The sequence below is a fragment of the Pseudomonas sp. SC11 genome (genome assembly GCF_047039205.1).
Lineage (GTDB): Bacteria > Pseudomonadota > Gammaproteobacteria > Pseudomonadales > Pseudomonadaceae > Aquipseudomonas > Aquipseudomonas boreofloridensis.
In genome coordinates, this window is sequence record NZ_CP178183.1 from 4,921,771 (window position 1) to 4,945,197 (window position 23,427).

Annotated in this window: 21 protein-coding genes and 1 riboswitch; of the genes, 8 read left to right on the forward strand and 13 right to left on the reverse strand. The window is 65.8% G+C overall.

The genetic code is table 11. The annotated features are described in order from the left end of the window. The first annotated feature begins 16 nt into the window (after window positions 1-16). Window positions 17-826, forward strand: coding sequence for a rhodanese-like domain-containing protein (locus tag ACK2SD_RS21990; protein ID WP_412460835.1), 810 nt, complete (start codon window positions 17-19; stop codon window positions 824-826). Window positions 827-835: 9 nt separating this feature from the next. Beyond that, window positions 836-1,699 carry an archaetidylserine decarboxylase gene (asd, locus tag ACK2SD_RS21995; RefSeq protein WP_039582848.1) on the forward strand — a complete coding sequence of 288 codons (864 nt, stop codon included), beginning with the start codon at window positions 836-838 and terminating at the stop codon, window positions 1,697-1,699. 54 nt (window positions 1,700-1,753) lie between these two features. On the opposite strand, the gene serB is transcribed toward asd, so the two are convergent. Beyond that, window positions 1,754-2,968 (reverse strand): phosphoserine phosphatase SerB, encoded by a 1,215-nt coding sequence (gene serB, locus ACK2SD_RS22000; protein ID WP_039582846.1) that lies wholly within the window; start codon window positions 2,966-2,968, stop codon window positions 1,754-1,756. A gap of 135 nt (window positions 2,969-3,103) precedes the next feature. On the opposite strand from serB, the gene ACK2SD_RS22005 reads away from it, so the two are divergent. Further along, window positions 3,104-4,576, forward strand: a complete 1,473-nt coding sequence (locus ACK2SD_RS22005) for a histidine kinase (RefSeq protein ID WP_295486806.1) — start codon at window positions 3,104-3,106, stop codon at window positions 4,574-4,576. Between the two features lie 58 nt (window positions 4,577-4,634). Here ACK2SD_RS22005 and ACK2SD_RS22010 read toward each other — a convergent pair whose 3' ends face one another. The 9 genes from ACK2SD_RS22010 to ACK2SD_RS22050 form a co-directional block, all read right to left on the reverse strand. Continuing rightward, window positions 4,635-5,345 carry a membrane integrity-associated transporter subunit PqiC gene (locus ACK2SD_RS22010; protein WP_039582843.1) on the reverse strand — a complete coding sequence of 237 codons (711 nt, stop codon included), beginning with the start codon at window positions 5,343-5,345 and terminating at the stop codon, window positions 4,635-4,637. Between the two features lie 173 nt (window positions 5,346-5,518). Continuing rightward, window positions 5,519-7,774 (reverse strand): DNA topoisomerase IV subunit A, encoded by a 2,256-nt coding sequence (gene parC / locus ACK2SD_RS22015; RefSeq protein ID WP_412460836.1) that lies wholly within the window; start codon window positions 7,772-7,774, stop codon window positions 5,519-5,521. A 10-nt stretch (window positions 7,775-7,784) separates the two neighbouring features. After that, window positions 7,785-8,303, reverse strand: coding sequence for a TIGR02281 family clan AA aspartic protease (locus ACK2SD_RS22020; protein ID WP_029612792.1), 519 nt, complete (start codon window positions 8,301-8,303; stop codon window positions 7,785-7,787). Beyond that, the gene (locus ACK2SD_RS22025; protein ID WP_412460837.1) at window positions 8,300-9,283 is read right to left on the reverse strand and encodes an esterase-like activity of phytase family protein; all 984 of its coding nucleotides are present in this window, start codon (window positions 9,281-9,283) and stop codon (window positions 8,300-8,302) included. Before ACK2SD_RS22025 ends, ACK2SD_RS22020 begins: the two co-directional genes overlap by 4 nt. Continuing rightward, window positions 9,283-11,187: a DNA topoisomerase IV subunit B gene (gene parE, locus ACK2SD_RS22030; protein WP_039582838.1), complete on the reverse strand. Its 1,905-nt coding sequence runs from the start codon at window positions 11,185-11,187 to the stop codon at window positions 9,283-9,285. Before parE ends, ACK2SD_RS22025 begins: the two co-directional genes overlap by 1 nt. 33 nt (window positions 11,188-11,220) lie before the next feature. Continuing rightward, on the reverse strand, window positions 11,221-11,829 hold the full coding sequence (locus ACK2SD_RS22035) for a YqiA/YcfP family alpha/beta fold hydrolase (protein ID WP_029612795.1): 609 nt from the start codon (window positions 11,827-11,829) through the stop codon (window positions 11,221-11,223). A 156-nt stretch (window positions 11,830-11,985) separates the two neighbouring features. Continuing rightward, entirely contained in the window at window positions 11,986-12,711 is a 726-nt protein-coding gene (gene cpdA, locus ACK2SD_RS22040) for a 3',5'-cyclic-AMP phosphodiesterase (protein ID WP_240326994.1), read from the reverse strand. 168 nt (window positions 12,712-12,879) lie between these two features. Continuing rightward, a complete protein-coding gene (locus ACK2SD_RS22045) occupies window positions 12,880-13,332 on the reverse strand; it encodes a DUF1249 domain-containing protein (protein ID WP_342649853.1) in 453 nt (150 codons plus the stop codon). Further along, window positions 13,323-13,940 carry an NUDIX domain-containing protein gene (locus tag ACK2SD_RS22050; protein ID WP_412460838.1) on the reverse strand — a complete coding sequence of 206 codons (618 nt, stop codon included), beginning with the start codon at window positions 13,938-13,940 and terminating at the stop codon, window positions 13,323-13,325. Before ACK2SD_RS22050 ends, ACK2SD_RS22045 begins: the two co-directional genes overlap by 10 nt. Window positions 13,941-14,112: 172 nt before the next feature. Here ACK2SD_RS22050 and ACK2SD_RS22055 point away from each other — a divergent pair, with 172 nt between their 5' ends. Next, the gene (locus ACK2SD_RS22055; protein WP_412460839.1) at window positions 14,113-14,859 is read left to right on the forward strand and encodes an RsiV family protein; all 747 of its coding nucleotides are present in this window, start codon (window positions 14,113-14,115) and stop codon (window positions 14,857-14,859) included. Between the two features lie 87 nt (window positions 14,860-14,946). Here ACK2SD_RS22055 and thiC read toward each other — a convergent pair whose 3' ends face one another. Next, the gene (gene thiC / locus ACK2SD_RS22060) at window positions 14,947-16,827 is read right to left on the reverse strand and encodes a phosphomethylpyrimidine synthase ThiC (protein WP_039582833.1); all 1,881 of its coding nucleotides are present in this window, start codon (window positions 16,825-16,827) and stop codon (window positions 14,947-14,949) included. A 158-nt stretch (window positions 16,828-16,985) separates the two neighbouring features. Next, window positions 16,986-17,092: riboswitch (TPP riboswitch) on the reverse strand. 160 nt (window positions 17,093-17,252) lie between these two features. On the opposite strand from thiC, the gene ACK2SD_RS22065 reads away from it, so the two are divergent. Beyond that, complete coding sequence (locus ACK2SD_RS22065) at window positions 17,253-18,689, forward strand: TolC family outer membrane protein (protein ID WP_412460840.1); 1,437 nt, start codon at window positions 17,253-17,255, stop codon at window positions 18,687-18,689. 36 nt (window positions 18,690-18,725) lie between these two features. Here the strand turns inward: ACK2SD_RS22065 and waaA are convergent, their stop codons facing one another. Together waaA and ACK2SD_RS22075 are read right to left on the reverse strand one after the other, a co-directional pair. Further along, on the reverse strand, window positions 18,726-19,997 hold the full coding sequence (gene waaA, locus ACK2SD_RS22070; RefSeq protein ID WP_412460841.1) for a lipid IV(A) 3-deoxy-D-manno-octulosonic acid transferase: 1,272 nt from the start codon (window positions 19,995-19,997) through the stop codon (window positions 18,726-18,728). Window positions 19,998-20,041: 44 nt separating this feature from the next. Continuing rightward, a complete protein-coding gene (locus tag ACK2SD_RS22075) occupies window positions 20,042-20,932 on the reverse strand; it encodes a LysR family transcriptional regulator (protein WP_116887451.1) in 891 nt (296 codons plus the stop codon). A gap of 86 nt (window positions 20,933-21,018) precedes the next feature. Between ACK2SD_RS22075 and ACK2SD_RS22080 the strand changes: the two genes are divergently transcribed. From ACK2SD_RS22080 to ACK2SD_RS22090, 3 genes are all read left to right on the forward strand, one after another. Then, entirely contained in the window at window positions 21,019-21,351 is a 333-nt protein-coding gene (locus tag ACK2SD_RS22080; protein WP_029612805.1) for a DMT family transporter, read from the forward strand. Window positions 21,352-21,417: 66 nt separating this feature from the next. Beyond that, complete coding sequence (locus ACK2SD_RS22085; protein ID WP_412460842.1) at window positions 21,418-22,593, forward strand: NAD(P)/FAD-dependent oxidoreductase; 1,176 nt, start codon at window positions 21,418-21,420, stop codon at window positions 22,591-22,593. Further along, a complete protein-coding gene (locus tag ACK2SD_RS22090; protein WP_412460843.1) occupies window positions 22,590-23,402 on the forward strand; it encodes an aldo/keto reductase in 813 nt (270 codons plus the stop codon). The genes ACK2SD_RS22085 and ACK2SD_RS22090 overlap by 4 nt, the downstream gene beginning before the upstream one ends. Window positions 23,403-23,427: the final 25 nt, after the last annotated feature.

Genomic DNA, 23,427 nt, shown 5'->3' on the forward strand with positions numbered 1-23,427 from the left:
CCCCCGGAGACCGTGGATGACTGATTTTTCCGGCTTGCCTCTGGTGATCGAAGCCGACGACCTGCTGCCGCGCCTGCAGTCGCCCGAGCTGATCCTGGTCGATCTGAGCAGCGCCAATCGCTACGGCAGCGGCCACATCCCCGGCGCGCGCCTGGTCGACGGCAAGCGCACCCAGCTCGGCCAACCGCCTGCGCCCGGCCTGTTGCCAGCGCTGGGCGATCTGGAAAAGCTGTTCAGCGAACTGGGTCATCGCGACGATGCGGTGTACGTGGTGTACGACGACGAAGGCGGCGGCTGGTCCGGGCGCTTCATCTGGCTGCTCGACGTGATCGGGCACAAGGCCTACCACTACCTCAATGGCGGGATCCAGGCCTGGCCTGCCGATCAACTGTCCACCGAGGTGCCGCCCGTGGCGAACACACCGGTGCACCTGCGCCTGCACGGCGAACCCACCGCGACCCGCGAGTACCTGCAAAGCCGCCTGGGCGCCCCTGACCTGGTGGTCTGGGATGCCCGTGCACCGCAGGAGTTCTCCGGAGAGAAAGTCTTGGCCGCCCGAGGCGGACACATACCCGGTGCGATCAATTTCGAGTGGACCGCCGGCATGGACCTCAACGACCGCCTGCGCATTCGCGGCGATATCGCACAGACCCTTCAGCACCTGGGCATCACCCCCGACAAGGAAGTGATCACCCACTGCCAGACCCACCGTCGCTCCGGCTTCACCTACCTGGTCGCCAAGGCCCTGGGCTATCCACGGGTCAAGGCCTACGCTGGCTCGTGGAGCGAGTGGGGCAATCACCCGGACACGCCTGTAGACGTTTAAGGAAACTGCATGAAATCCCGTTTGTTCATCATCAGCCAGTACCTGCTGCCGCATCACCTGCTCTCGCGCCTGGCCGGCTGCGTGGCCGAGTGCCGCGTACGCTGGTTCAAGAATGCCTTCACCGCCTGGTTCGCCAAGCGTTACCAGGTCAACATGAGCGAAGCGCTGGTCGAAGACCTCACCGCCTACGAGCACTTCAACGCCTTCTTCACCCGTGCCCTCAAGCCCGGCGCACGCCCGCTGGACGATACCCCTGGCGCGATCCTGTGCCCGGCCGACGGCGCCGTCAGCCAGCTTGGCCCGATCGAACACGGGCGCATCTTCCAGGCCAAGGGCCACAGCTACAGCGCCCAGGAGCTGCTGGGCGGCGATCCGGCGCTGGCAGCGCCGTTCATGGGCGGCGAGTTCGCCACCATCTACCTGTCACCCAAGGACTACCACCGCGTGCACATGCCGCTGGCCGGCACCCTGCGGGAGATGGTCTACGTGCCAGGTCGGCTGTTCTCGGTCAACCAGACCACCGCTGAAAACGTACCGGAACTGTTCGCCCGCAACGAGCGCGTGGTGTGCCTGTTCGACACCGAGCGCGGGCCGATGGCCGTGGTGCTGGTCGGTGCAATGATCGTCGCCTCGATCGAGACGGTGTGGGCCGGGCTGGTCACACCACCCAAGCGCGAACTCAAGACCGTTCGCTACGACGAAGCCAGCCGTGCGCCGATCCATCTGGAGAAAGGTGCGGAACTGGGCCGCTTCAAGCTGGGCTCCACCGCCATCGTGCTGTTCGGGCCCGATCAGGTGAAGTGGGCGCAGAACCTCGGCGCGCTGTCGGCCGTACGCATGGGTGAGCAATTGGCACTGCCGACCCAAGGCTAACCAGACATATGAGGGCGCGGCAGCCTGCCGCGCCCTCATGCCTCTACCAGGCCCTCACGCGCAACCGTTGCGGTCGCGCCAGCCCAGCAGATACAACACCCCGTCCAGACCCAGCGTAGAAATGGCCTGCTTGGCCGATTGACGCACCAGCGGCTTGGCCCTGAAGGCCACGCCCAGGCCCGCCAGCGACAGCATCGGCAAATCGTTGGCGCCATCGCCCACCGCGATGGTCTGCTCCAGTTGCAGACCTTCCTTGATCGCCAGCTCCTGTAGCAGATCGGCCTTGCGCTGGGCATCGACGATCGGCTCCACCGCCACCCCAGTCACCTTGCCATCCACCACTTCCAACTCGTTGGCGAAAACGTAGTCGATGCCCAGGCGCGCCTGCACCTGCCTGGCGAAATAGGAGAAGCCGCCGGAGAGGATGGCGGTCTTGTAACCCAGGCGCTTGAGTTCAGCGAACAGGTGCTCGGCGCCTTCGGTCAGGCGCAACGAGGCGCCGATCTCGTCCAGCACGCCGACATCCAGGCCCTTGAGCAAGGCCATGCGCTCCTTGAAGCTGGCGCGGAAGTCCAGTTCGCCGCGCATGGCGCGTTCGGTGATCGCCGACACCTGCTCGCCGACACCCGCCGCCTTGGCCAGCTCGTCGATCACTTCGGCTTCGATCAAGGTCGAGTCCATGTCGAAGACCGCCAGGCGGCGGTTGCGACGGAACAGGTCATCCTGCTGGAAGGCGATATCGACGCCCTGTTCGGAGGACAGCGCGAAGAACTCGGCGCGCAGGGCCTGGGGATCGGTCGGCTCGCCGCGCACCGAGATTTCCAGGCAGGCACGCCCCTGTTCGGTGGGCGCATCGAGCGCGACCCGGGCCGACAGGCGCTCGATACGCTCGATGGTCAGGCCGTACTGGCTGATCAGCGCGCTGACGCGTTGCAACTGTGCCGGGGTGACCTTGCGGCTGAGCAGGGTGACGATGTGGCGGTTGTCGCCATGACCGTCGACCCACTGCTGGTAGTCTTCTTCGGAAATCGGCGTGTAGCGCGCCTGCAGGTTCAGCTCGTGAGCCTTGGACTGCACGCTTTGCAGCAAGGCGGTGGCCACCTCGTTGTCGGGAATGTCCACCAGAATGCCGAACGACAGCGTGCCGTGCATGACGGCCAGACCGATGTCTAGAATGTTCACACCGCCCTGGAGCAGGACGCCGGTGAGGGCCGCAGTGAGACCCGGACGGTCTTCACCAGTGATGTTGATCAGGACGATTTCGCGCAAGACCGTGCTCCAACTCGATGAAAAGTGCGCATTCTACCCACTTTCAGTGACCACCGGGCAGCACCGATACTTTGCCGACAAAACGCGGGTCGCTATACTGCCCGGCATCAATTCCGCCATAAAGAGCCGCGCTCTGTGAACCGGCCCACGCCCGTCAAAACCGACAACTTCTTTCTGATGATCTTCCGAGCCTTGAGCCAACGCCGTATTCCCTTGGCATTGCGCATCGCCAGCCACAACATTTTCCTGGTGGCGCTGGCTCTGGTGATCTATGCCTGCGTGATGGGCCTGCAGTTCAAGCAGGCCATGCACGAGCAGGCCGATGCCGTGGGCCAGAGCCTGACCACCCAGACGGCGACGTCGGCGACCGAGCTGCTGGTGTCCAACGACATCCTCAGCCTCAACGTGCTGCTGGGCAACCTGGTGAAGAACCCGCTGGTGGCCCACGCGGCGATCTACAGCCCCGACAACCGCATCCTCGCCGAGGCCGGGCAACGGCCGAAGAACAGCCTGCTGGGCGAGGCCGAGGGTGTCTACCAGACCAAGATCACCTTCCAGGACGTGACCGCCGGGCAACTGCGCATCAGCCTGGACATGAGCCAGTTCCAGCAGCCGATGCTGATCAGCCTGCAGAGCATGGGCATTCTCGCCGCCATCCTGCTGGCCTTGGCGCTGACCCTGAGCCTGCGCCTGGGTCGCTTCATCTCCACGCCGCTGCTGCAACTGCGGGTCTGGTTGCGCGATCCTCACCCCTACACCCCGGGCATCGAGCGTCAGGACGAGATCGGCGATCTGGCCAGACAACTGCACGCCAAGCTGGCGCCGCCGCCGCCACCGGAGCCTGAGCCCGAGCCGGAAGACGAGGACGACTTCGCCGACCTGCCGGTCGAGCCCGCCGCGCGCAAGGCCACCGCCAAGCCCGTGAGCGCCCGCCCCGTCGCGGCCGACGAAGAGGCCGACGACGACGCCTTCGCCGACCTGCTCGAGGACAACGAGCCCAGCGCCAAGGCGCTGAGCGTTGCCGAGCCGGACGAACCGAACACCAGCGCCGTGCTGGCGGTGCAGTTGGGCTCCCAGGAGCAACTGCGGCGCCTGCCGCGCACGCGCCTGACCGAGCTTCTGGAGCGCTACCGCGACTGCCTGGATCAGGCCGCGTCGCTCTACGAAGGTGAAGTGCAGACGCTCAACGATGGCAGCACCCTGCTGCTGTTCCACAGCCGTCACAGCGGCGAGGACTACCTCACCAACGCCATCTGCTGCGGCGAGCTGCTGCGCGCCCTGGGCCACGCCTTGCAGATCGAGGTGGCCGACAGCGGCATCACCTTGCAACTGCAACTGGGCCTGGCGCTGGGCGAAGACCTGCTGGACATGGACCAGGTGGATCTACTGATGACCGACAAGGCCCAGGCGGCCCTGGCCCTGTCACAGCACAGCCGCAACCTGCTGCTGGTCGAACGCCAGGTCAGCGACGATGCGCTGATCCGCCAGCGTGCGCGTATTCGCCCGATTGCCAGCCCCGAGGGGGCCTGCTGTGTCGAACGACTGATGGAGCCGTATCCGTCGATGCTGGAGCGCCAACTGGCCCGCATGCACGAGCGGCGCGGCTGATCGGAGGCCAACGCACAAAAAAGCCCGCAGCGCTGCGGGCTTTTTTGTGCCGGATGGGTCAGAAGCGGAACACTTCCATGTCCGTGCGAATCGGCGAAGCCATCGGAATTCTCGATTTCTCGGGCTGCTTCTTCACCTGGGCTTGGGCCGCCGGCTTCTTCGGGGCTTCTTCGGCGAGCGCCGGCTGGTTGGCCAAAGGCTTGACCGCGCTGCTCAACTGCTCGACCAACCGCTGCAGCAGTTGCCCCTGGGCCTGAACCTGGGACGCTTCACTGCCTTCGTGCTGCTGCTCGAGATGAACGATACGGTTGTCGCGCACATGGCCGCGACGGTCGAGCACGCGCCACTGGGCGTCGAGAATCGCCGGCTGGCTGCTGCCGGAGTCCAGGCGGGTGATGGACAACAGCACCTGCACATCAGGCGTGAAGCCGGTGCTGGCCGGGGCCAGGACCACGCGTTGGCTATCCAGGCGCCAGGCGAGCTGGCGGACCAGCAACTGGTCGATATCCGACGACAGGCTGCCGGCCCAGCGACCGTCGGTCGCGGCGGTGAGGCTGCCATCGGGCTGACGTTGCAGGAAGGTTTCACGTTGCAGGTAGTCGGCGACCGAGACCGGTCCGAGCACGACCGCCATGCCGGCAGCCTGCGTCGGCTGGCCGGGGTCACCGCTGTCGAGCTGATACAAGGCCACCGGCTGGTGCATGGTGCACCCGCCCAGGCCCAGCAGTCCCGTCATCAACAGCGCAAAGGGAAGGCGCAGAAATTTCATCGTCCCATCCAGGCGGTTGCCGCGCGGCAACCGCAGTGATACTCGTGTGGATTCCTGGGGGCACACGGCCACGCCGGCCCCGCGAGGGGTGTATCATCCGCGAAATGGTCGGCAGACTCCAGCATTTCCGCCCAGATCGACGCTGAAAACGCCGTTCCGGACGGACAGTCGGTTCACGCCGGACGCTCTACCGTGAGGCTGTCGACGCGCTGGAAACCTCGTGGCAACTTGCTACCACGGCGGCCCCGCTCGCCTTTGTAATGTTCCAGATCATCTGGCTTGAGCGACAGGGTACGCTTGCCAGCCTGCAACACAAGGGTCGCGCCCTCGGCGATCACGGCCAGGTCGGTGACGTACTCTTCCCGGCTGGCGACCCGGTCCCCCGGTACACCGATGATCTTGTTGCCCTTGCCCTTGCCCAGTTGCGGCAGGTCGGCCACCTTGAACACCAGCAAACGCCCTTCGGTCGTCACTGCCGCCAGCCAATCCTGCTCGCGATCATCGACCGCACGCGGGGTAATGACCTTGGCGCCATTGGGCAGGCTCAGCAACCCTTTGCCCGCCTTGTTCTTGGCCTGCAGGTCCTCGCCCTTGACCACGAATCCGTAGCCGGCATCGGACGCCACCACGTACAGCGCATCGTCCTCGGGCAGCAACACGCACTCGAAGCTGGCGCCGGGCGGCGGCGTCAGCCGACCGGTCAACGGTTCGCCCTGACCTCGGGCCGAGGGCAGGCTATGGGCCGCCAGCGAGTAGCTGCGGCCGGTCGAGTCGATGAGCACCGCAAACTGGTTCGAACGCCCCGCCGCTGCCGCTTTGAAGCCATCGCCGGCCTTGTACGACAAACCGGTGGCATCGATGTCATGGCCCTTGGCGCAACGCACCCAGCCTTTTTCGGAGAGCACCACGGTCACCGGCTCGGTCGGCATCAGCTCGGTTTCCGACAGGGCCTTGGCCTCGGCGCGCTCGACGATTGGCGAGCGACGCGCGTCGCCGTAGGATTCGGCATCCTTGATCAGCTCGCTGCGCACCAGCTTGCGCAGCTTGGCCTCGCTGCCCAGCAGCGCCAACAACTTGGCCTGCTCCTTGAGCAGTTCGTCCTGTTCGCCCCGAATCTTCATCTCTTCCAGGCGCGCCAATTGGCGCAGACGGGTCTCGAGGATGTAGTCGGCCTGGATTTCGCTCAGCGCGAAACGCTCGATCAATGCCTGCTTGGGATGCTCATCGGTGCGGATGATATGGATCACCTCATCCAGGTTGAGGAAGGCGGTGAGCAGACCTTCGAGCAAGTGCAAGCGACGCTCGACCTTGTCCAGACGGAACTGCAGGCGGCGGCGCACGGTGCCGATGCGGAACTGCAACCACTCCTGCAACAGCGCACGCAGGCTCTTGAGTTGCGGACGCCCGTCCAGGCCGATGATGTTGACGTTGACCCGATAGCTGCTTTCCAGATCGGTGGTGGCGAACAGGTGTTGCATCAGCTCAGCGGCATCGACGCGGTTCGAGCGCGGGATGATGACGATGCGGCAGGGGTTTTCGTGGTCGGACTCATCGCGCAGGTCGGCGACCATCGGCAGCTTCTTGTTCTGCATCTGCGCCGCGATCTGCTCCAGCACCTTGGCGCCGGACACCTGATGCGGCAAGGCGGTGACGACGATGTCGCCATCTTCCACGCGATACACCGCCCGCATGCGGATCGAGCCTTTGCCGCTCTCGTACATCTTGAGGATGTCGGCGCGCGGCGTGACGATCTCGGCTTCGGTGGGGTAGTCCGGGCCTTGGATGTGCTCGCACAGTTGCTCGAGGGTCGCCTTCGGCTCGTCGAGCAGACGCACGCAGGCGCTGGCGACTTCACGCAGGTTGTGCGGCGGCACGTCGGTGGCCATGCCCACGGCGATACCGGTGGTGCCGTTGAGCAGGATGTTCGGCAGGCGCGCCGGCAGGACCAGCGGCTCCTGGAGCGTGCCGTCGAAGTTCGGCCCCCAGTCCACGGTGCCCTGGCCCAGCTCGCTGAGCAGCACTTCGGAATAACGCGACAGCCGCGCCTCGGTGTAGCGCATGGCCGCGAAGGATTTCGGATCGTCCGGCGCACCCCAGTTGCCCTGGCCATCGACCAGCGTGTAGCGGTAGCTGAACGGCTGCGCCATCAGCACCATGGCTTCGTAGCAGGCCGAGTCGCCGTGGGGATGGAATTTACCCAGTACGTCACCGACGGTACGCGCCGACTTCTTGTGCTTGGCGTCGGCATCCAGGCCCAGCTCGCTCATGGCGTAGACGATACGCCGCTGCACGGGCTTGAGGCCGTCGCCGATGTGCGGCAGGGCCCGGTCCATGATCACGTACATGGAATAGTTGAGGTAGGCCTGTTCGGTGAAGTCGGCCAGGGAACGGCGTTCGACGCCTTCGAGACTGTCCAGTAAGTCGCTCATGCGAGCCTCGTCATTTCAGGTTCTGGCGCAGCAGCATGGTGCCGCCGCGCTGAGTGAATTCAAGTTGTTTCAGGGCGCTCATGCCGAGCAGCACCGTCTGGCCGTCCAGCCCGGGCACCACCAGGGCGCGCACCTCGCGCAGGTGGATATCGCCCAACTGCAGGCTGTCGAGCCGGGTGCGATAGCCCTCGGTGCGACCGTTGGCGGTACTGAGCATCACCGGCGCGCCGCGTTGCAGCGCCAGGTCGCGAGCCAGCGCCTCAGGGATCGCCACGTCGGTGGCGCCGGTGTCGAGCATGAAATGCACACCCTGGCCATTGATCGCGCCGTCGGCCACGAAGTGACCCTGGCCGTTGGCCAACAGACTCACTTCGATGAAGCCCTCGCCATGGGAGGACTGCACCGCGCTGTTGGGATTGAGCTGGCGATCTTCCCATTGGCCGAAAAAGCGCGTGGCGAGAAACAGCGCGGCCGCCCAGGCGACGATCATCAGCACGCGTCCGGCACGCTTGCCCGGTGGCTGACTCAAGGCTTGGCGCTCCAGCCGCCGGCCGGCGCAGCGAAGCGCCAGACGATCGGTCGGGTTTCGCCATCGGCACGGCGGCCGTTGTTGTTGTCCAGGCCGATCCAGGCGCCATCCTTGTCGATCACCAACGCCTCGGCCAGGCCGTAAGGCTGGTCGTAGCGGCGCGATTCCACCAGCGCCTCGGCGGCGAACGACCAGCAGCGCTCCACCGCGCCGCTGTCGGCATCGCGGCGGCAGATGCGGTAGGCGTTGCGCTCGAGGGTGAACAGCTTGCCCTCGAACAGCGCCAGGTCGGCGAAGTCCCGCGACACCGCTCGGGCATTGGGCATCTGCGGCGGCTGCATCTCCAGGCCCGCCTCGCTGAGCAGTACGCAACTGACGCCACAGGTCCACAACGACTGCTGGCGCTGTATCGAGATCAGGCCACGGCGCTCGCGTTCGGCGGCCAGCCACAGGCGGTCGCCGGCAGGATTGATGGCCAGGCCTTCGAACAGCGCGTTGAAATGCAGCAACATGCCACTGGCCCTGGCCTGGCGGACCATGGCCGGATCGATGCGCAGCCAGTCCGGCTCGCCCTGCAACGGCAGTTGCAGGACGCCGGCGTGGGCTTCGCTGACCACATAGAGGTTTTCGGCGCCGTCGCAGGCGATGCCCTCGAAGTCCAGCTCACCGCCACGAATGTAGGATGCCGCCCAGTTGCGCGACTTCAGTCCCCAGGGCAACCCGCTTTCCGGTGGAGGCGGCGCAGTGAAGGTGAGCGCTTCGCTCTGCCACACCCCGTCGTGCTGCTCGAAGCGGTAGACACGGTCGTCGTCGCGGTCGGAAACACCCCATAGGGCGCCCAGGCACTGGGCCAGACCCGACAGGTTGCCGCCGCGCATGCCGTCGATCGGATGCTCGGCAGTGAGCGTGAGCTCGGGCCACTCGCTGGCCAGCGTCGAAACGCTGAGCAGCGTGAGCAGCACCGCGCACAGTGACCGCATCAAACCAGGACCTCGGCCAGGTTGCCTTTGGTCTCCAGCCAGTGCTTGCGATCGCCCGCGCGCTTCTTGGCCAACAGCATGTCCATGATCTCGGTGGTGCCGGGCAAGTCGTCCAGGGTGAGCTGCACCAAGCGCCGGGTATTGGGGTCCATGGTGGTTTCGCGCAGTTGCGGCGGGTTCATTTCGCCCAGGCCTTTGAAGCGGGTGACCTGTGGCTTGCCGCGTTTCTTCTCGGCGACCAGACGATCGAGAATGCCATCGCGCTCGGCATCGTCGAGCGCGTAATAGATGTCCTTGCCCAGGTCGATGCGGAACAACGGCGGCATGGCCACGTAGACATGACCGGCCTCGACCAGCGGACGGAAGTGCTGGACGAACAGCGCGCACAGCAAGGTGGCGATGTGCAGGCCGTCGGAGTCGGCGTCGGCGAGGATGCAGATCTTGCCGTAGCGCAGTTGCGACAGGTCAACGGCACCCGGATCGACGCCGATGGCCACGGCGATGTTGTGCACCTCCTGGCTGGCCAGCACCTCGCCGCCATCGACTTCCCAGGTGTTGAGGATCTTGCCGCGCAGCGGCAGGATCGCCTGGAACTCTTTGTCCCGCGCCTGTTTGGCCGAGCCACCGGCCGAGTCGCCCTCGACCAGGAACAGCTCGGCACGCATCGGGTCCTGACCGGCGCAATCGGCCAGCTTGCCGGGCAGCGCCGGGCCTTGAGTGATGCGCTTGCGCTCGACCTTCTTGCTCGCCTTCAAACGCCGCCCGGCGTTGCTGATGGCCAGTTCGGCCAGTTGCATGCCCAGTTCGGGGTGGGCGTTGAGCCACAGGCTGAAGGCATCCTTGACCACGCCGGAGACGAATGCCGCCGCCTCGCGCGACGACAGCCGTTCCTTGGTCTGGCCGGAAAACTGCGGCTCCTGCATCTTCATCGACAGCACGAAGGTGATGCGTTCCCAGACGTCTTCCGGCGCCAGCTTGACCCCGCGCGGCAGCAGGTTGCGGAACTCGCAGAACTCGCGCATGGCGTCGAGCAGGCCCTGGCGCAGGCCGTTGACGTGGGTACCGCCCTGCGCTGTGGGGATCAGGTTGACGTAGCTTTCCTGGACGCTGTCGCCGCCCTCGGGCAGCCACAGCAGCGCCCAGTCGACCGCTTCCTTGTTGCCGGCCAGGCTGCCGCAGAACGGCTCGTCGGGCAGCCGCAGGAAGTCGCTGACCGAGTCGACCAAGTACGAGCGCAGGCCGTCTTCGTAGTGCCACTCGACCTTCTCGCCGGTGCCCTTGTCCTCGAAGCTGATCGACAGCCCCGGGCACAACACAGCCTTGGCCTTGAGCACGTGCTTGAGGCGGCTGATGGAAAACTTGGGCGAGTCGAAATACTTCGGATCGGGGGCGAAGTACACGCTGGTGCCGGTGTTGCGTTTGCCGACGGTGCCGACCACCGCCAACTCGGTGGCTTTGAAGCCATCGGCGAAGGTCATCTGGTATTCGTTGCCGTCACGCTTGACGCGCACGCGCACCTGGGAGGACAGGGCGTTGACCACCGAGATGCCAACGCCGTGCAGGCCGCCGGAGAACTGGTAGTTCTTGTTGGAGAACTTACCCCCGGCGTGCAGTTTGGTGAGGATCAGCTCGACGCCGGACACGCCCTCTTCGGGGTGGATGTCCACCGGCATGCCACGGCCGTCGTCGCTGACCTCCAGGGAGTGATCGGCATGCAGCACGACCTGGATCGAACGGGCGTGGCCCGCCAGGGCTTCGTCGACACTGTTGTCGATGACTTCCTGGGCCAGGTGGTTGGGCCGGCTGGTGTCGGTGTACATGCCCGGTCGCTTGCGGACCGGGTCGAGGCCGGAGAGGACTTCGATGGCGTCTGCGTTATAGGCGCTAGCGCTGGGATTGGCCATGGGTTCTCGTCGTCAGTCTGGTGAATGCAAAGGTCAAAATACAGAGAAGTCGAGCGCCGCGTACTGTCCGCGGGCAATGCCGGCAAAGGCCAACAGGGCGGGCAAGCGCTCGACGAAGCCTTGGAAGCCGTGATCGCCTCCGGCCTGGATGCGCAGGGCACACGCCCGGTAAAAACGCTCGGCGTCGCGGTAGTCCAGCGTTTCGTCGCCGGTCTGCAGCCACACCTGATAACGCGTCGCGTCCTGCGGCGGCGGCACTTCGAGTTCGGCCAGGGCCTGCACATGGTCGTGGGTCAGCTCCCAGGTTTCACCGCTGTAGTGATTGCGCTGGGTGCCGAGATAACCGTCGAAGCGCCGGTGCGGCGTGACCGCCGGGTTGATCAGCAGGGCCTTGAGCCCGTGGCGCTCGGCCAAGTGGGTGGCATAGTAGCCGCCGAGCGAGCTGCCGACCAGCAGCGGCGCATCCAGCTCCGCCAGCCCCGCTTCGAGCTGGGCCATGGCCTGGCGCGGGTGATGATGCAGGGCCGGGATGCGCAGTCGCTCGGCCAGGCCGAGATGCTGCATGACGGCTTCGAGCTGCCGGGCCTTGGTGGACAGCGGCGAGCTGTTGAAGCCATGGATATAGAGGATCGAACCCGACATGCTACCCCCGGAATCTGCGGCTTCGCGCCCGATGTGATGGGCGTAGGACGCGCAGTTTAGCCTGTTCGCGGGGTTTTGACGAAAGGCCCGGACTTTGCCTACGAGTTCTTCGGCAAAACACCCAGAGCACGCCCCCTCTCGAGGCTGCCGCAGGCCTCAGTAGCCAGGACTGTCGAAATCCAGCGTGACCTGAAAATCCCGTGCCCGCTCGACGCCGGTTTCCAACCGTCCATCGGCATGCAGGCGCAACCAGCGATAGCCTGGCTGCTGCTCGCTCACCTGAAAATCCGCGCTGCCGGGGGCGAACTGCAGGCAGGTCGATGGACTGGCCAGCAACCGCAGACCCTCGCGCACCTCGTCCCACTCCTGATGCACATGCCCCCAGAGCAGCGCCTTGACCTGCGGGTACTGCGCCAGGCGCGCCAAGAGCTGATCGGCGTTGCGCAGGCCGATCGGGGCGATCCAGGCGCAACCGATATCCACCGGCTGATGATGGCAGCAGACCAGGCAGTAGCGGTCTCCTGCGCTGGCCAAGGCAGCGTCGAGCAGCGCCAGTTGCGCCGCCGCGAGCTGACCATGGGTGGCACCGGGCACGGCGCTGTCGAGCATGACGATGCGCCAGGCGCCGATATCGGTCACCGCCTGCATCAGCGCGCTGTGCGCGGTCACCTCGGCCATGAGTCGGGCGTCGTCGTGATTGCCCGGCAGCCAGCGGGCTGCCGCGCCCAGCTCGTCGGTGAGCTGGCGGAACGCGGCATAGGACGCGGCGCTGCCATCCTGGGACAAATCACCGGTGCACAACAGCAGGTCGATGCGCGGCTGTTCGCGGCGTACCTGCGCGATCACATGGCGCAGGCTGTCGCGGGTGTTCAGGCCAAGCATGGCCCCCGCGGGATCGGCGAACAGATGAGGGTCGGTCAATTGCACCAGATGCAGCGGTGCGGGAGGCGTGGGTGGGTGCGACAACGGCCGTCTCCTTGTGCGGAATCGGCAGAATTATGGACGCAGTGAAAGATGAGGCAAAGACGCAAAATCGACGAGCGTCACATTTCAACGCACGGTTTCGTACTCATGGCCGCAGGCCAGGCAGTGGCTCAGCCATTCGCCGAGGAACAGGTTGAGCTGAGCCTTTTCGTCGGGCTGGTGCATCGCCGCATTCGGATACGGATAGATGCTGCGCAGGCGCCGCGCATGCTCGGCACTGACCACCTCGGCCATGCGCGCATCGTGGTACACCTGCACCTCCAACTGCGGAACCGGCAACCAGGGCAGGCTGTGCTCCTGGCGCACACGCAAGGTGGTGGTATAGGGGCAGGCCAGCACCACCTCGAGCACCAGCACCCCCAGCATCTGGTCCCCCTGGGTCATACCGATGCGTCGCGAACTCTGGGTGCTGCGCATGTCCGGCAGCAGGCGCATCAGCCGGGCGTAGTTGGCCTCACAGGCCGCCTGCAACCCGGCCAGGTCGACCCGATAGCGTTCGCGCAGCAGGTTCACTTCCACATCCCCCGCACTTCGTCGCGGTTCAGCGCCAGCCATTGCAGGGCGATGATGCTCGCGGCGTTGGCAATGCGCCCGTCGCGCACCGCCTGCAAAGCGTCGTCGAAGGTCCACACGCGCACGCGGATGTCCTCGCCCTCCTCTTCCAGGCCATGCAGTCCGCCAGCGCCCTCGCTGCTGCAGCGACCCAGGAACAGGTGCACGTATTCGTCACTGCCGCCCGGCGAGGGGAAGTAGCGGGTCATCGGCCATAGCGCGGCAAAGTGCAGGCCGGCTTCTTCCTCGGCTTCGCGATGGGCCACTTGCTCGGGCTGCTCGTCCTTGTCGATCAGACCGGCGACCAGTTCGATCAGCCAAGGGTTGTCGGTCTTGTCCAGCGCACCGACGCGAAACTGCTCGATCAGCACCACTTCGTCGCGCTGCGGGTCGTAGGGCAGCACGCACACCGCATCGTGGCGCACGAACAGCTCACGGCTGATCTCACGGCCCATGCCGCCGGCGAACAGCTCGTGGCGCAGACGCACTTTGTCGAGCTTGTAGAAGCCCTGGAAGCAATTGGTCCGCTCGACGATCTGCACCGCCCTGGGCACCGGGTTCAAGGTGTCTGACATGAAATTCCTCGCTACATCAACCACTGCATCGCGCCATCCTACTCTGCGAATCGCCGCGTTTCATCCCTTTCCCGCGACCGGGACAGGCCGCCTGCACTCTGTTAGCTTAGTGGCGAACCGAAGGCCCTGCCGACGGTCCAAGGCCGATCAACCCCGTTCTGCAAGGACTCCCATGACGCTCGTCAAACTGACCGCCGTCGCCCTGTTGGCGATGATCCTCGGCGCCTGCCAGAGCCTGTTCGCGCCCAACTACCGCGCGCCGGTCGAGGTCAAGCGCGAAGCCTGGGAACACGTCAAACCCGGCTGCAGCGAGCGCGACTGCCCTCTGGTCAATATCGACACCGTGCACTTTCCGACGTTGCCCAAGCTCGATGCCCTGGTGGAGCGCCGTCTGCTGCAACTGACCGAAGACAATCAGCGCGGCACTGCGCCGACCACGCTGCAGCAATACGAACAGCAGTACCTGGCCAGCGCCCCGGCGCGCAACAGCAGCTACCTGCAAGCCAAGGTACGCGAGCAGCATGACGGACTGGTGATCGTCGAGTTGTCCAGCTACCTGGACAGCGGCGGTGCCCATGGCATGCCGGGCCGCGCCTTCATCAACTATTCGCGCAAGCAGGACAAGGTGCTGACCCTGCAGGACATCCTGATCCCCGGCCAGGAAGACACCTTCTGGAAAACCGTCGAGGAATCGCACCGCGCCTGGCTGATCAGCACGGGCATGGACAAGGACGCCGAGTTCGTCAAAACCTGGCCGTTCAAGCCATCGCCGCACATCGCCCTGACCTACGGTGCGGTCGTGGTGAAGTACGAGGTCTATGCCATCGCCCCTTACTCCATGGGCCATGTAGAACTGAAAATCCCCTACCCACGCCTGAACGGCGTCATCCGTCCAGAGCTGTTCCCTGGCCGAGGCTAAGCGCGTCGGCCGTTGCGGCTTGCCCGCGAACGGCACCTCGACTCGCTGAAAGGGCAGCGCGGTGTGCAACCGCGCGGCCCGCTGCACTCACACCTTGCGGTACAACTGGCTGCCTTCCTGACGGAAGCGCTGAGCCTGCTCGCGCATGCCTTGCTCGGCCGTGACATCGACGGTGTCGATCTTGGCGGCGTACTCGCGCACTTCCTGGGTGATCTTCATCGAGCAGAACTTCGGCCCGCACATCGAGCAGAAGTGCGCGACCTTGGCCGACTCCTTGGGCAGGGTCTCGTCGTGGAAGGCGCGCGCCGTGTCCGGGTCCAGGCCCAGGTTGAACTGATCCTCCCAGCGGAACTCGAAACGCGCCTTGGACAGCGCGTTGTCGCGGATCTGCGCGCCGGGATGACCTTTGGCGAGGTCGGCGGCGTGGGCAGCGATCTTGTAGGTGATGATGCCGGTCTTGACGTCGTCCTTGTTCGGCAGGCCCAGGTGCTCCTTGGGCGTGACGTAGCAGAGCATCGCGCAGCCGAACCAGCCGATCATCGCCGCGCCGATACCCGAGGTGATGTGGTCGTAGCCGGGGGCGATGTCAGTGGTCAGCGGGCCAAGGGTGTAGAACGGCGCCTCGTCGCAGCACTCCAACTGCTTGTCCATGTTCTCCTTGATCAACTGCATCGGCACATGGCCGGGGCCTTCGATCATGCACTGCACGTCGTGCTTCCAGGCGATCTTGGTCAACTCGCCCAGGGTTTCCAGCTCACCGAACTGGGCGGCGTCGTTGGCGTCGGCGATCGAGCCGGGACGCAAGCCGTCGCCGAGCGAGAAGCTGACGTCGTAGGCCTTCATGATTTCGCAGATCTCGTCGAAGTGCGTGTACAGGAAGTTCTCCTGGTGATGCGCCAGGCACCACTTGGCCATGATCGAGCCGCCACGACTGACGATGCCGGTGACGCGCTTGGCGGTCAGCGGCACGTAGCGCAGCAGTACGCCAGCGTGGATGGTGAAGTAGTCCACACCCTGCTCGGCCTGCTCGATCAGGGTGTCGCGGAACAGCTCCCAGGTGAGGTTTTCGGCAACGCCACCGACCTTCTCCAGGGCCTGGTAGATCGGCACGGTGCCGATCGGCACCGGCGAGTTGCGGATGATCCACTCGCGGGTCTCGTGGATGTGCTTGCCGGTGGACAGGTCCATCACCGTGTCCGACCCCCAGCGAATGCCCCAGGTCAGTTTGGCCACTTCCTCTTCGATGGACGAGCCCAGGGCACTGTTGCCGATGTTGCCGTTGATCTTCACCAGGAAGTTGCGGCCGATGATCATCGGCTCCAGCTCGGTGTGGTTGATGTTGGCCGGGATGATCGCGCGCCCACGGGCGATTTCCTCGCGGACGAACTCAGCGGTGATTTCCTTGGGGATGCTGGCGCCGAAGCTGTGACCGCCATGCTGCTGGTCGAGCAGGCCGGCGGCGCGGGCCTCCTGCAACTTCATGTTCTCGCGGATCGCCACGTATTCCATTTCGGCGGTCACGATGCCCTGGCGCGCGTAGTGCATCTGCGTGACGTTGGCGCCGGCTTTGGCTCGGCGCGGATTGCGCACGTGGGCGAAGCGCAGCTTGGTCAGCTCGGCATCGTTGAGCCGTTGCTGGCCGAAGTTCGAGCTCAGGCCGTCCAGGCGCTCGGTGTCGCCACGCGCGTCGATCCACGCCGAGCGCACATCGCCCAGGCCTTTGCGCACGTCGATGATGACGTCAGGGTCGGTGTAGGGGCCGGAGGTGTCGTAGACCAGTACCGGGGCGTTCTGCTCGCCGCCGAAGTCGGTGGGGGTGTCGTGCAGGCTGATCTCGCGCATGGGCACGCGGATGTCCGGGCGCGAGCCCTGGACGTAGACCTTGCGCGAATTGGGCAGCGGTTGCACGGACTGCTGGTCGACGCGGGCCGACTCGCTCAGGCTGATCGTTTTTTCTTGTTGACTCATCACAGGCTCTCCAGACAGCTTCCTAGCGGGCGGAATGTCGGGGCGAACCTGAAAGGCGCGGACGCACTCCTTGCTGGAGTGCAGTGCCGGATACATGGGGTGCCTTGGCTGTGTGACAGCGGCGACGATCCCGGACCTGGCACAAGAGGCTCCCCGGGAAGGTGAGCAATCTTGTTCCCTACGCAGGCGCTAACCTGATCAGGTTCAACGGGATCCGGAACTCTCCGATCTCAGCCTTCGACTCAAGGCACCCCGACAAGAACTTGCGCAGTCTAGACTGGTCTGGTCTGCAAAGCCAAGCGCATTGCCGGGCAAGGGACGAAAGGCGCAGGCCGCCGATTGTTGCCGGCGGCGCCCGGCACTACACTGGCGCATCGCCCGATACTCAACAGTTCAGAAATTATTTTTCGTACAAGGATTGCCCTATGCTGCGCAAACTTTCACTGGCGCTCGCCGTGTCTTGTGCGTCCCACGGCGCGGCCTGGGCAGCGGCTGTGCCCATGACGGTGAAGACCGACCTGGTCAGCGTCTACCAGGAAGCGGTGGGCAACAATGCCGACCTCGCGGCCGCCCGCGCCGACTACGGCGCGCGCCGGGAAGTGGTGCCGCAGGCGCGGGCCGGCCTGCTGCCCAACCTGTCCGCCGGGGCCGAGACGATGAACACCCGCACCCAGCTGGATCAGCCGTCGATCACCTCCACGCGCAGCGGCACCGCCTGGAGCGCGACCCTGTCGCAGCCGCTGTTCCGCGCCGACCGCTGGTTCCAGTTGCAGGCCGCCGAAGCGGTCAACGAACAGGCCGCGCTGGAGTTGTCGGCCACCGAACAGAACCTGATCCTGCAAAGCGCCGAGCGCTACTTCACGGTGTTGCGCGCCCAGGACAACCTGGCCTCGACCAAGGCCGAGGAAGCAGCGTTCAAGCGCCAGCTCGACCAGTCCAACGAGCGCTTCGACGTGGGCCTGTCCGACAAGACCGACGTGCTGCAGTCCCAGGCCGGCTACGACACCGCCCGCGCCAACCGCATCCTGGCCGAGCGCCAGGTGCAGGACGCCTTCGAGGCGCTGGTGACCCTGACCAACCGCGAGTACGGCTCGCTGCAGGGCGTGGTGCACAGCCTGCCGGTGCACGTGCCCACGCCCAATGACGCCAAGGCCTGGGTCGAGACCGCCGCGCGGCAGAACCTCAACCTGCTGGCCACCAACCACGCGGTGGAGGCTGCCGAGGAAACCCTGCGCCAGCGCAAGGCTGGCCATGCACCCACCCTCGATGCCGTGGCGCGCTACCAGAAAGGCGACAACGACAACCTTGGATTCAGCAATCCAGCGCCGCAACCCGGTGTGCGCTACGGCGGCGATGTGGAGCAGACCAGCGTCGGTCTGCAATTGAACATTCCGATCTACAGCGGCGGGCTCACCAGTTCGCAGGTGCGCGAGGCCTATGCGCGGTTGAACCAGAGCGAGCAGCAGCGCGAAAGCCTGCGCCGCCAGGTGGTCGAGAACACCCGCAACCTGCACCGGGCGGTGAATACCGACGTGGAGCAGGTGCAGGCACGCAAGCAGTCGATCGTCTCCAACCAGAGCGCGCTGGAAGCCACCGAAATCGGCTATCAGGTGGGCACCCGCAACATCGTCGACGTGCTCGACGCCCAACGTCAGCTGTATGCCTCGGTGCGCGACTACAACAACAGCCGCTACGACTACATCCTCGACAACCTGCGCCTGAAACAGGCGGCCGGCACCCTCAGCCCGCAGGATCTGCAAGATCTGGGACGCTACCTGAAGCCCGACTACAACCCGGACAAGGACTTCCTGCCGCCAGACCTGGCAGCGGCAGCGGCGAAGAACTTCGAGCGCCGACGCTGAGGCGGCGGCATTGGCGGGGCCGATCGGACGCGCGGGTCAGCCGATCAGCTTCGCCAACCCGTCGAGCAAGCGCTGCAAGGCGCCCTGGTTGGCCTGCATCACCGCCCTGCCCGCCTCGCCCATGCGCCGGCCGTCCTGGGGCAACTCGATCAGACGACGTACAGCCGCGGCCAAGCCTTCGGCGTCGTCCACCTGCAGCAAGGCGCCGGCATCGCGCAGCATCGCGCTGATTTCCAGGAAGTTGAACACGTGCGCACCGGTGATCACCGGCAACCCTAACGCCGCCGGCTCCAGCGGGTTGTGCCCGCCGGTGGGCACCAGGCTGCCGCCAACGAAGGCCATGTCGGCCAGGGCGTAGAGGAACAGCAACTCGCCCATGGTGTCGCCGAGCAACACCTGGGTCTGCCCGTCCACTGCCACCTCGGCAGATCGCCGCACCGTGGTGAAGCTTGCGCGACACAGCGCGTGCACGGCGTCGAATCGTTCCGGGTGGCGCGGCACCAGAATCAGCAACGCATCGCCATGCACCTGGAGCACACGCCGGTGGGCGTCGAGGATTGCCGCATCTTCACCCTCATGGGTACTGGCAGCGATCCACACTGGCCGCAGGCTGGCGCCCCACTGCTCACGCAGGTGCCGAGCACGCGGTACCAGGGTGTCGTCCAGCTTCAGGTCGAACTTGATCGAGCCGGTGACCTGCACGCACTCGGCACGGGCGCCCAGGCTGCGAAAGCGCTCGGCTTCGGTTTCGGTCTGCACGGCGATCAGGCTCATCTCTTCGAGCATCGGCCGGGTGAGTCCGGCGAACCGCGCATAGCCACGCGCCGAACGCGCCGACAGCCGCGCATTGGCCAAGGCCACGGGAATGCCGCGCCGTGCGCACTGGTGGATGTGGTTGGGCCACAACTCGGTTTCCATGATGATGCCCAGGCGCGGGCGCACCCGGTCGAGGAAACGTCCGGCGGCCCAAGGCAGGTCGTAGGGCAGGTAGCAGTGCTGCAGCCGGGGCTCGTCGGCGAACATCGCGCGGATGCGTTCCGAGCCAGTCGGCGTCATGCAGGTCAGGGTGATGGGCAACTGCGGATAGGCCTGCAACAGCGCCCGGACCAGCGGCGCCGCAGCAATGCTCTCGCCCACCGACACGGCATGCACCCAGATGCCCCCCTGGCGCATGGCCGGCAGGCCGAAGGCCAGGCGCTCGGCAATACGTTGGCGGTAGGCCGGGGCCTTGCGCCCGCGCAGGAACAGGCGCAGCGCGATCAGCGGCAGGCCCAGGTGAAACAGCAGGGTATAGAGGGTTCTGTTCATGGCGCCGCAGTGTACCCGGATCCGCCGCAAAACACCTGCCGCGCTCAGCCGATGGCCCGCAGATGCACGGCGAAACGCTCGGCCAGCCACTGCCCGGCTGGGCCCAGCGGCTCGTCGCGGCGCCAGGCCAGTTCGGCCACCAGCGCCGGCGGGCGCCATTCGCTGTCGAGTTCGAGCATGTGCGCCTGGTAGGTCGGGTATTGCACCACATGGCGCGGCAGCCACGCCCACCCCAGCCCGCGCATGAGCAACTCGGCCATGGCATAGAAGCTGTCGGCGCGCCACACCTGCGGACTGATCGCCTGCCCGCCCGGGTAGTCACTGTCGCCCGGCGTGATCAACAACTGTCGGTGACGGGCCAACTGCTCCAGGGACACCCGCCCCTGCCGTGCCAATGGATGATTCACGGCGCACACAGTGACCATCTCGACGCTGCCCAGCGTGCGGCGCTCCAACGAGGCCGGGATGCTCTCGTGGTTGAAGAACAAACCCAGGTCGGCACGGCGCTGCACCAGTTTGCGCGCCACATCGCCCTGGGCGCCGCTGGCCAGGTGCACCTGCAGGTACGGAAAGCGGCTGGCCAGGTCATCCATGCTGTCGAGTACCGGCTGATAAGGCATGGCCTCGTCCTGGGCCACGCGCAACAACGCCTCCTGGCCGCGCATCAGCGCCAGGGCGCGGCTGTCGAAACGCTCGCACTGGCGCAGCAATTCACGGGCGTCCTCCAGCAGCACCTCACCGCTTTCAGTGAGGGTCGGCTGGCGGCCGCTGCTGCGCTCGAACAGGCTCACGCCCAAATCGGCTTCGAGCAACGCAATGGCCGTGCTGATTGCCGACTGCGCCTTGCGCTGCGCCCGTGCCACCGCCGAAAAGGACCGCAGTTCCGCCACCTGCACGAAGGTTTTCAACTGTTCGAGGTTCCACTGATCGGCCATCAACCCATCTCCAAAACGGATAGGTAATGACTTTACCGCATCTATGCCACCGCTAGAATGCCGAGCCTGTACCGGAGGAACTGCCCATGAATGCCTACAGCTATCTCGCCATCGCCATCTGCGCCGAAGTCATCGCCACCGCGTCGATGAAAGCCGTCAAAGGTCTCAGCACGCCCGTGCCGCTGTTGTTGATGATCGGCGGCTACGCCATTGCGTTCTGGATGCTCACCCTGGTGGTGCGCAGCATTCCGGTGGGTATCGCTTACGCGATCTGGTCGGGGCTGGGAATCGTGCTGATCAGCGTGGCCGCGCTGGTGATCTACGGCCAGAAGCTGGACCTGCCGGCCATGCTGGGCATGGCGCTGATCGTCGCCGGCGTGGTGGTGATCCAGGTGTTCTCCAAGACCGCCGGCCACTGAGCGTCAAGACCACGGCCGCAGCGCACCTGTATACTGGGCAATCGTTCCGGTTTTCGAGGTGCCCGCATGCCATCTGCCATTTCCACTGACGTACTGATCGTCGGCGCCGGGGTCGCAGGCCTCTGGCTCAATGCCAGGCTGCGGCGCCTGGGCTACTCGACAGTGCTGGTGGAGCGCGCCAGTCTCGGCGGCGAACAGACGCTCAAGTCCCAGGGCATCATTCACGGCGGCACCAAGTATGCCCTGCACGGCGCCCTGACCGGCGCCTCCGAGGCCATTGCCGACATGCCACGGCGCTGGCGCGAAGCCCTGGCCGGCAATGGCGAACTGGACCTGCGCCACACCCGCCTGCTGTCCGAGGCCCATTACCTGTGGTCGCCGGGCACCCTGGCCGGCAACCTCACCAGCTTCTTCGCCAGCAAGGCCGTGCGCGGTCGGGTCGATCAGGTCAAGGGCGAGCACCTGCCCCCGGCCCTGCAGGACCGTGCGTTCAAAGGCAAGGTGTACCGGCTGGCCGAGTTGGTCATCGACGTGCCGAGCCTGCTGGCCAATCTCGCTGAACTGGCCGGCGACAGCCTGCTGGCTGGGGAGCGCATCGCGCCACTGCACGACGACCAGGCGCTGGTGGGGCTGACGGTCGACGACCGCGAAATCCGTGCGCAACGCATCGTGCTCAGTGCCGGGGGCGGCACCGAAGACTTGCTGCACGCCCTCGGCCTGAGCCAACCGGCCCAGCAGCGCCGGCCGCTGCACATGGTGCTGGCCAAAGGTCCCAACCTCAAACCCCTGTATGCCCACTGCCTGGGAGGTGGCCCCAAGCCCCGGGTCACGGTGACCACCCACCCGGCTGCCGATGGCCAGTGGGTCTGGTACTTGGGCGGCGATTTGGCCGAGACCGAGGGCGTGGCCCGCGAGCCGGCCGCGCAGATCGCCGCCGCGCAGCGAGAAATCGGCAATTTGCTGCCCTGGGTCGATCAACAACAGATCCGCTGGGCCACCTTGCGGGTAGACCGCGCCGAGCCGGCGCAATCGGGCCTGGTACGTCCGGACAACGCCTTTCTCAGCGAGCAGGCGCCCCTGCTGGTGGGCTGGCCGACCAAGCTGGCCCTGGCCCCGGACTTCGCCGACCGCGTGCTGGCCACTTTCGAGCGTGACGGCATCCGCCCCGCCGCCCACCCCGACCTCACCGATCTGCCGCGTCCGCCGCTCGGCGTACCGGCCTGGGAGCAACTGCTGCCATGAGCCTGCCGACCCTGCACGACCTCCACCGTCCACTGGGCAGCACCGGCCTGAGCGTCTCGCCCCTGGGGCTGGGCACGGTCAAGCTCGGCCGCGACCAGGGCGTCAAGTATCCCACCGGTTTCACCATCCCCGGCGACGACGACGCGCGCCTGCTGCTGGCCCAAGCCCGCGAGCTGGGTATCAACCTGATCGACACCGCCCCCGCCTATGGCCGCAGCGAAGAACGCCTCGGCCCGCTGCTGCGCGGACAGCGTGAGCACTGGGTGATCGTCAGCAAGGTCGGCGAAGAATTCGAGGCCGGCCAGTCGCACTTCGACTTCAGCGCGGCCCATACCCGCCGTTCGGTCGAGCGCAGCCTCCAGCGTCTTGAAACCGACCGCATCGACCTGGTGCTGGTGCATTCGGACGGCAACGACCTGGCCATCCTCGAGGAGCAGGAGGTCTACCAGACCCTCGCTGCGCTCAAGCAGGAAGGCAAGATCCTCGGCTTCGGCCTTTCCGGCAAGACCGTCGCCGGGGGGCTGAAAGCGCTGGAACAGGGCGATTGCGCGATGGTCACCTACAACCTCAAGGAACAGGCGGAGCGCGCGGTACTCGACTACGCTGCCGAGCACGGCAAGGCCATCCTGGTGAAGAAGGCGCTGGCCAGTGGACATGTGTGCCTGTCGCCGGGCGTCGACCCGGTGCAGGCCAGCTTCGAGCTGCTGTTCGCCCACCCAGGGGTGAGCAGTGCTATTGTCGGTACCATCAATCCGCTGCACTTGGCCCATAACGTGGCCACCGTGGCCCGAATCCTGGGCAAGGCCTAAGCCGTCGAATGCAAGGAGGAGCCTC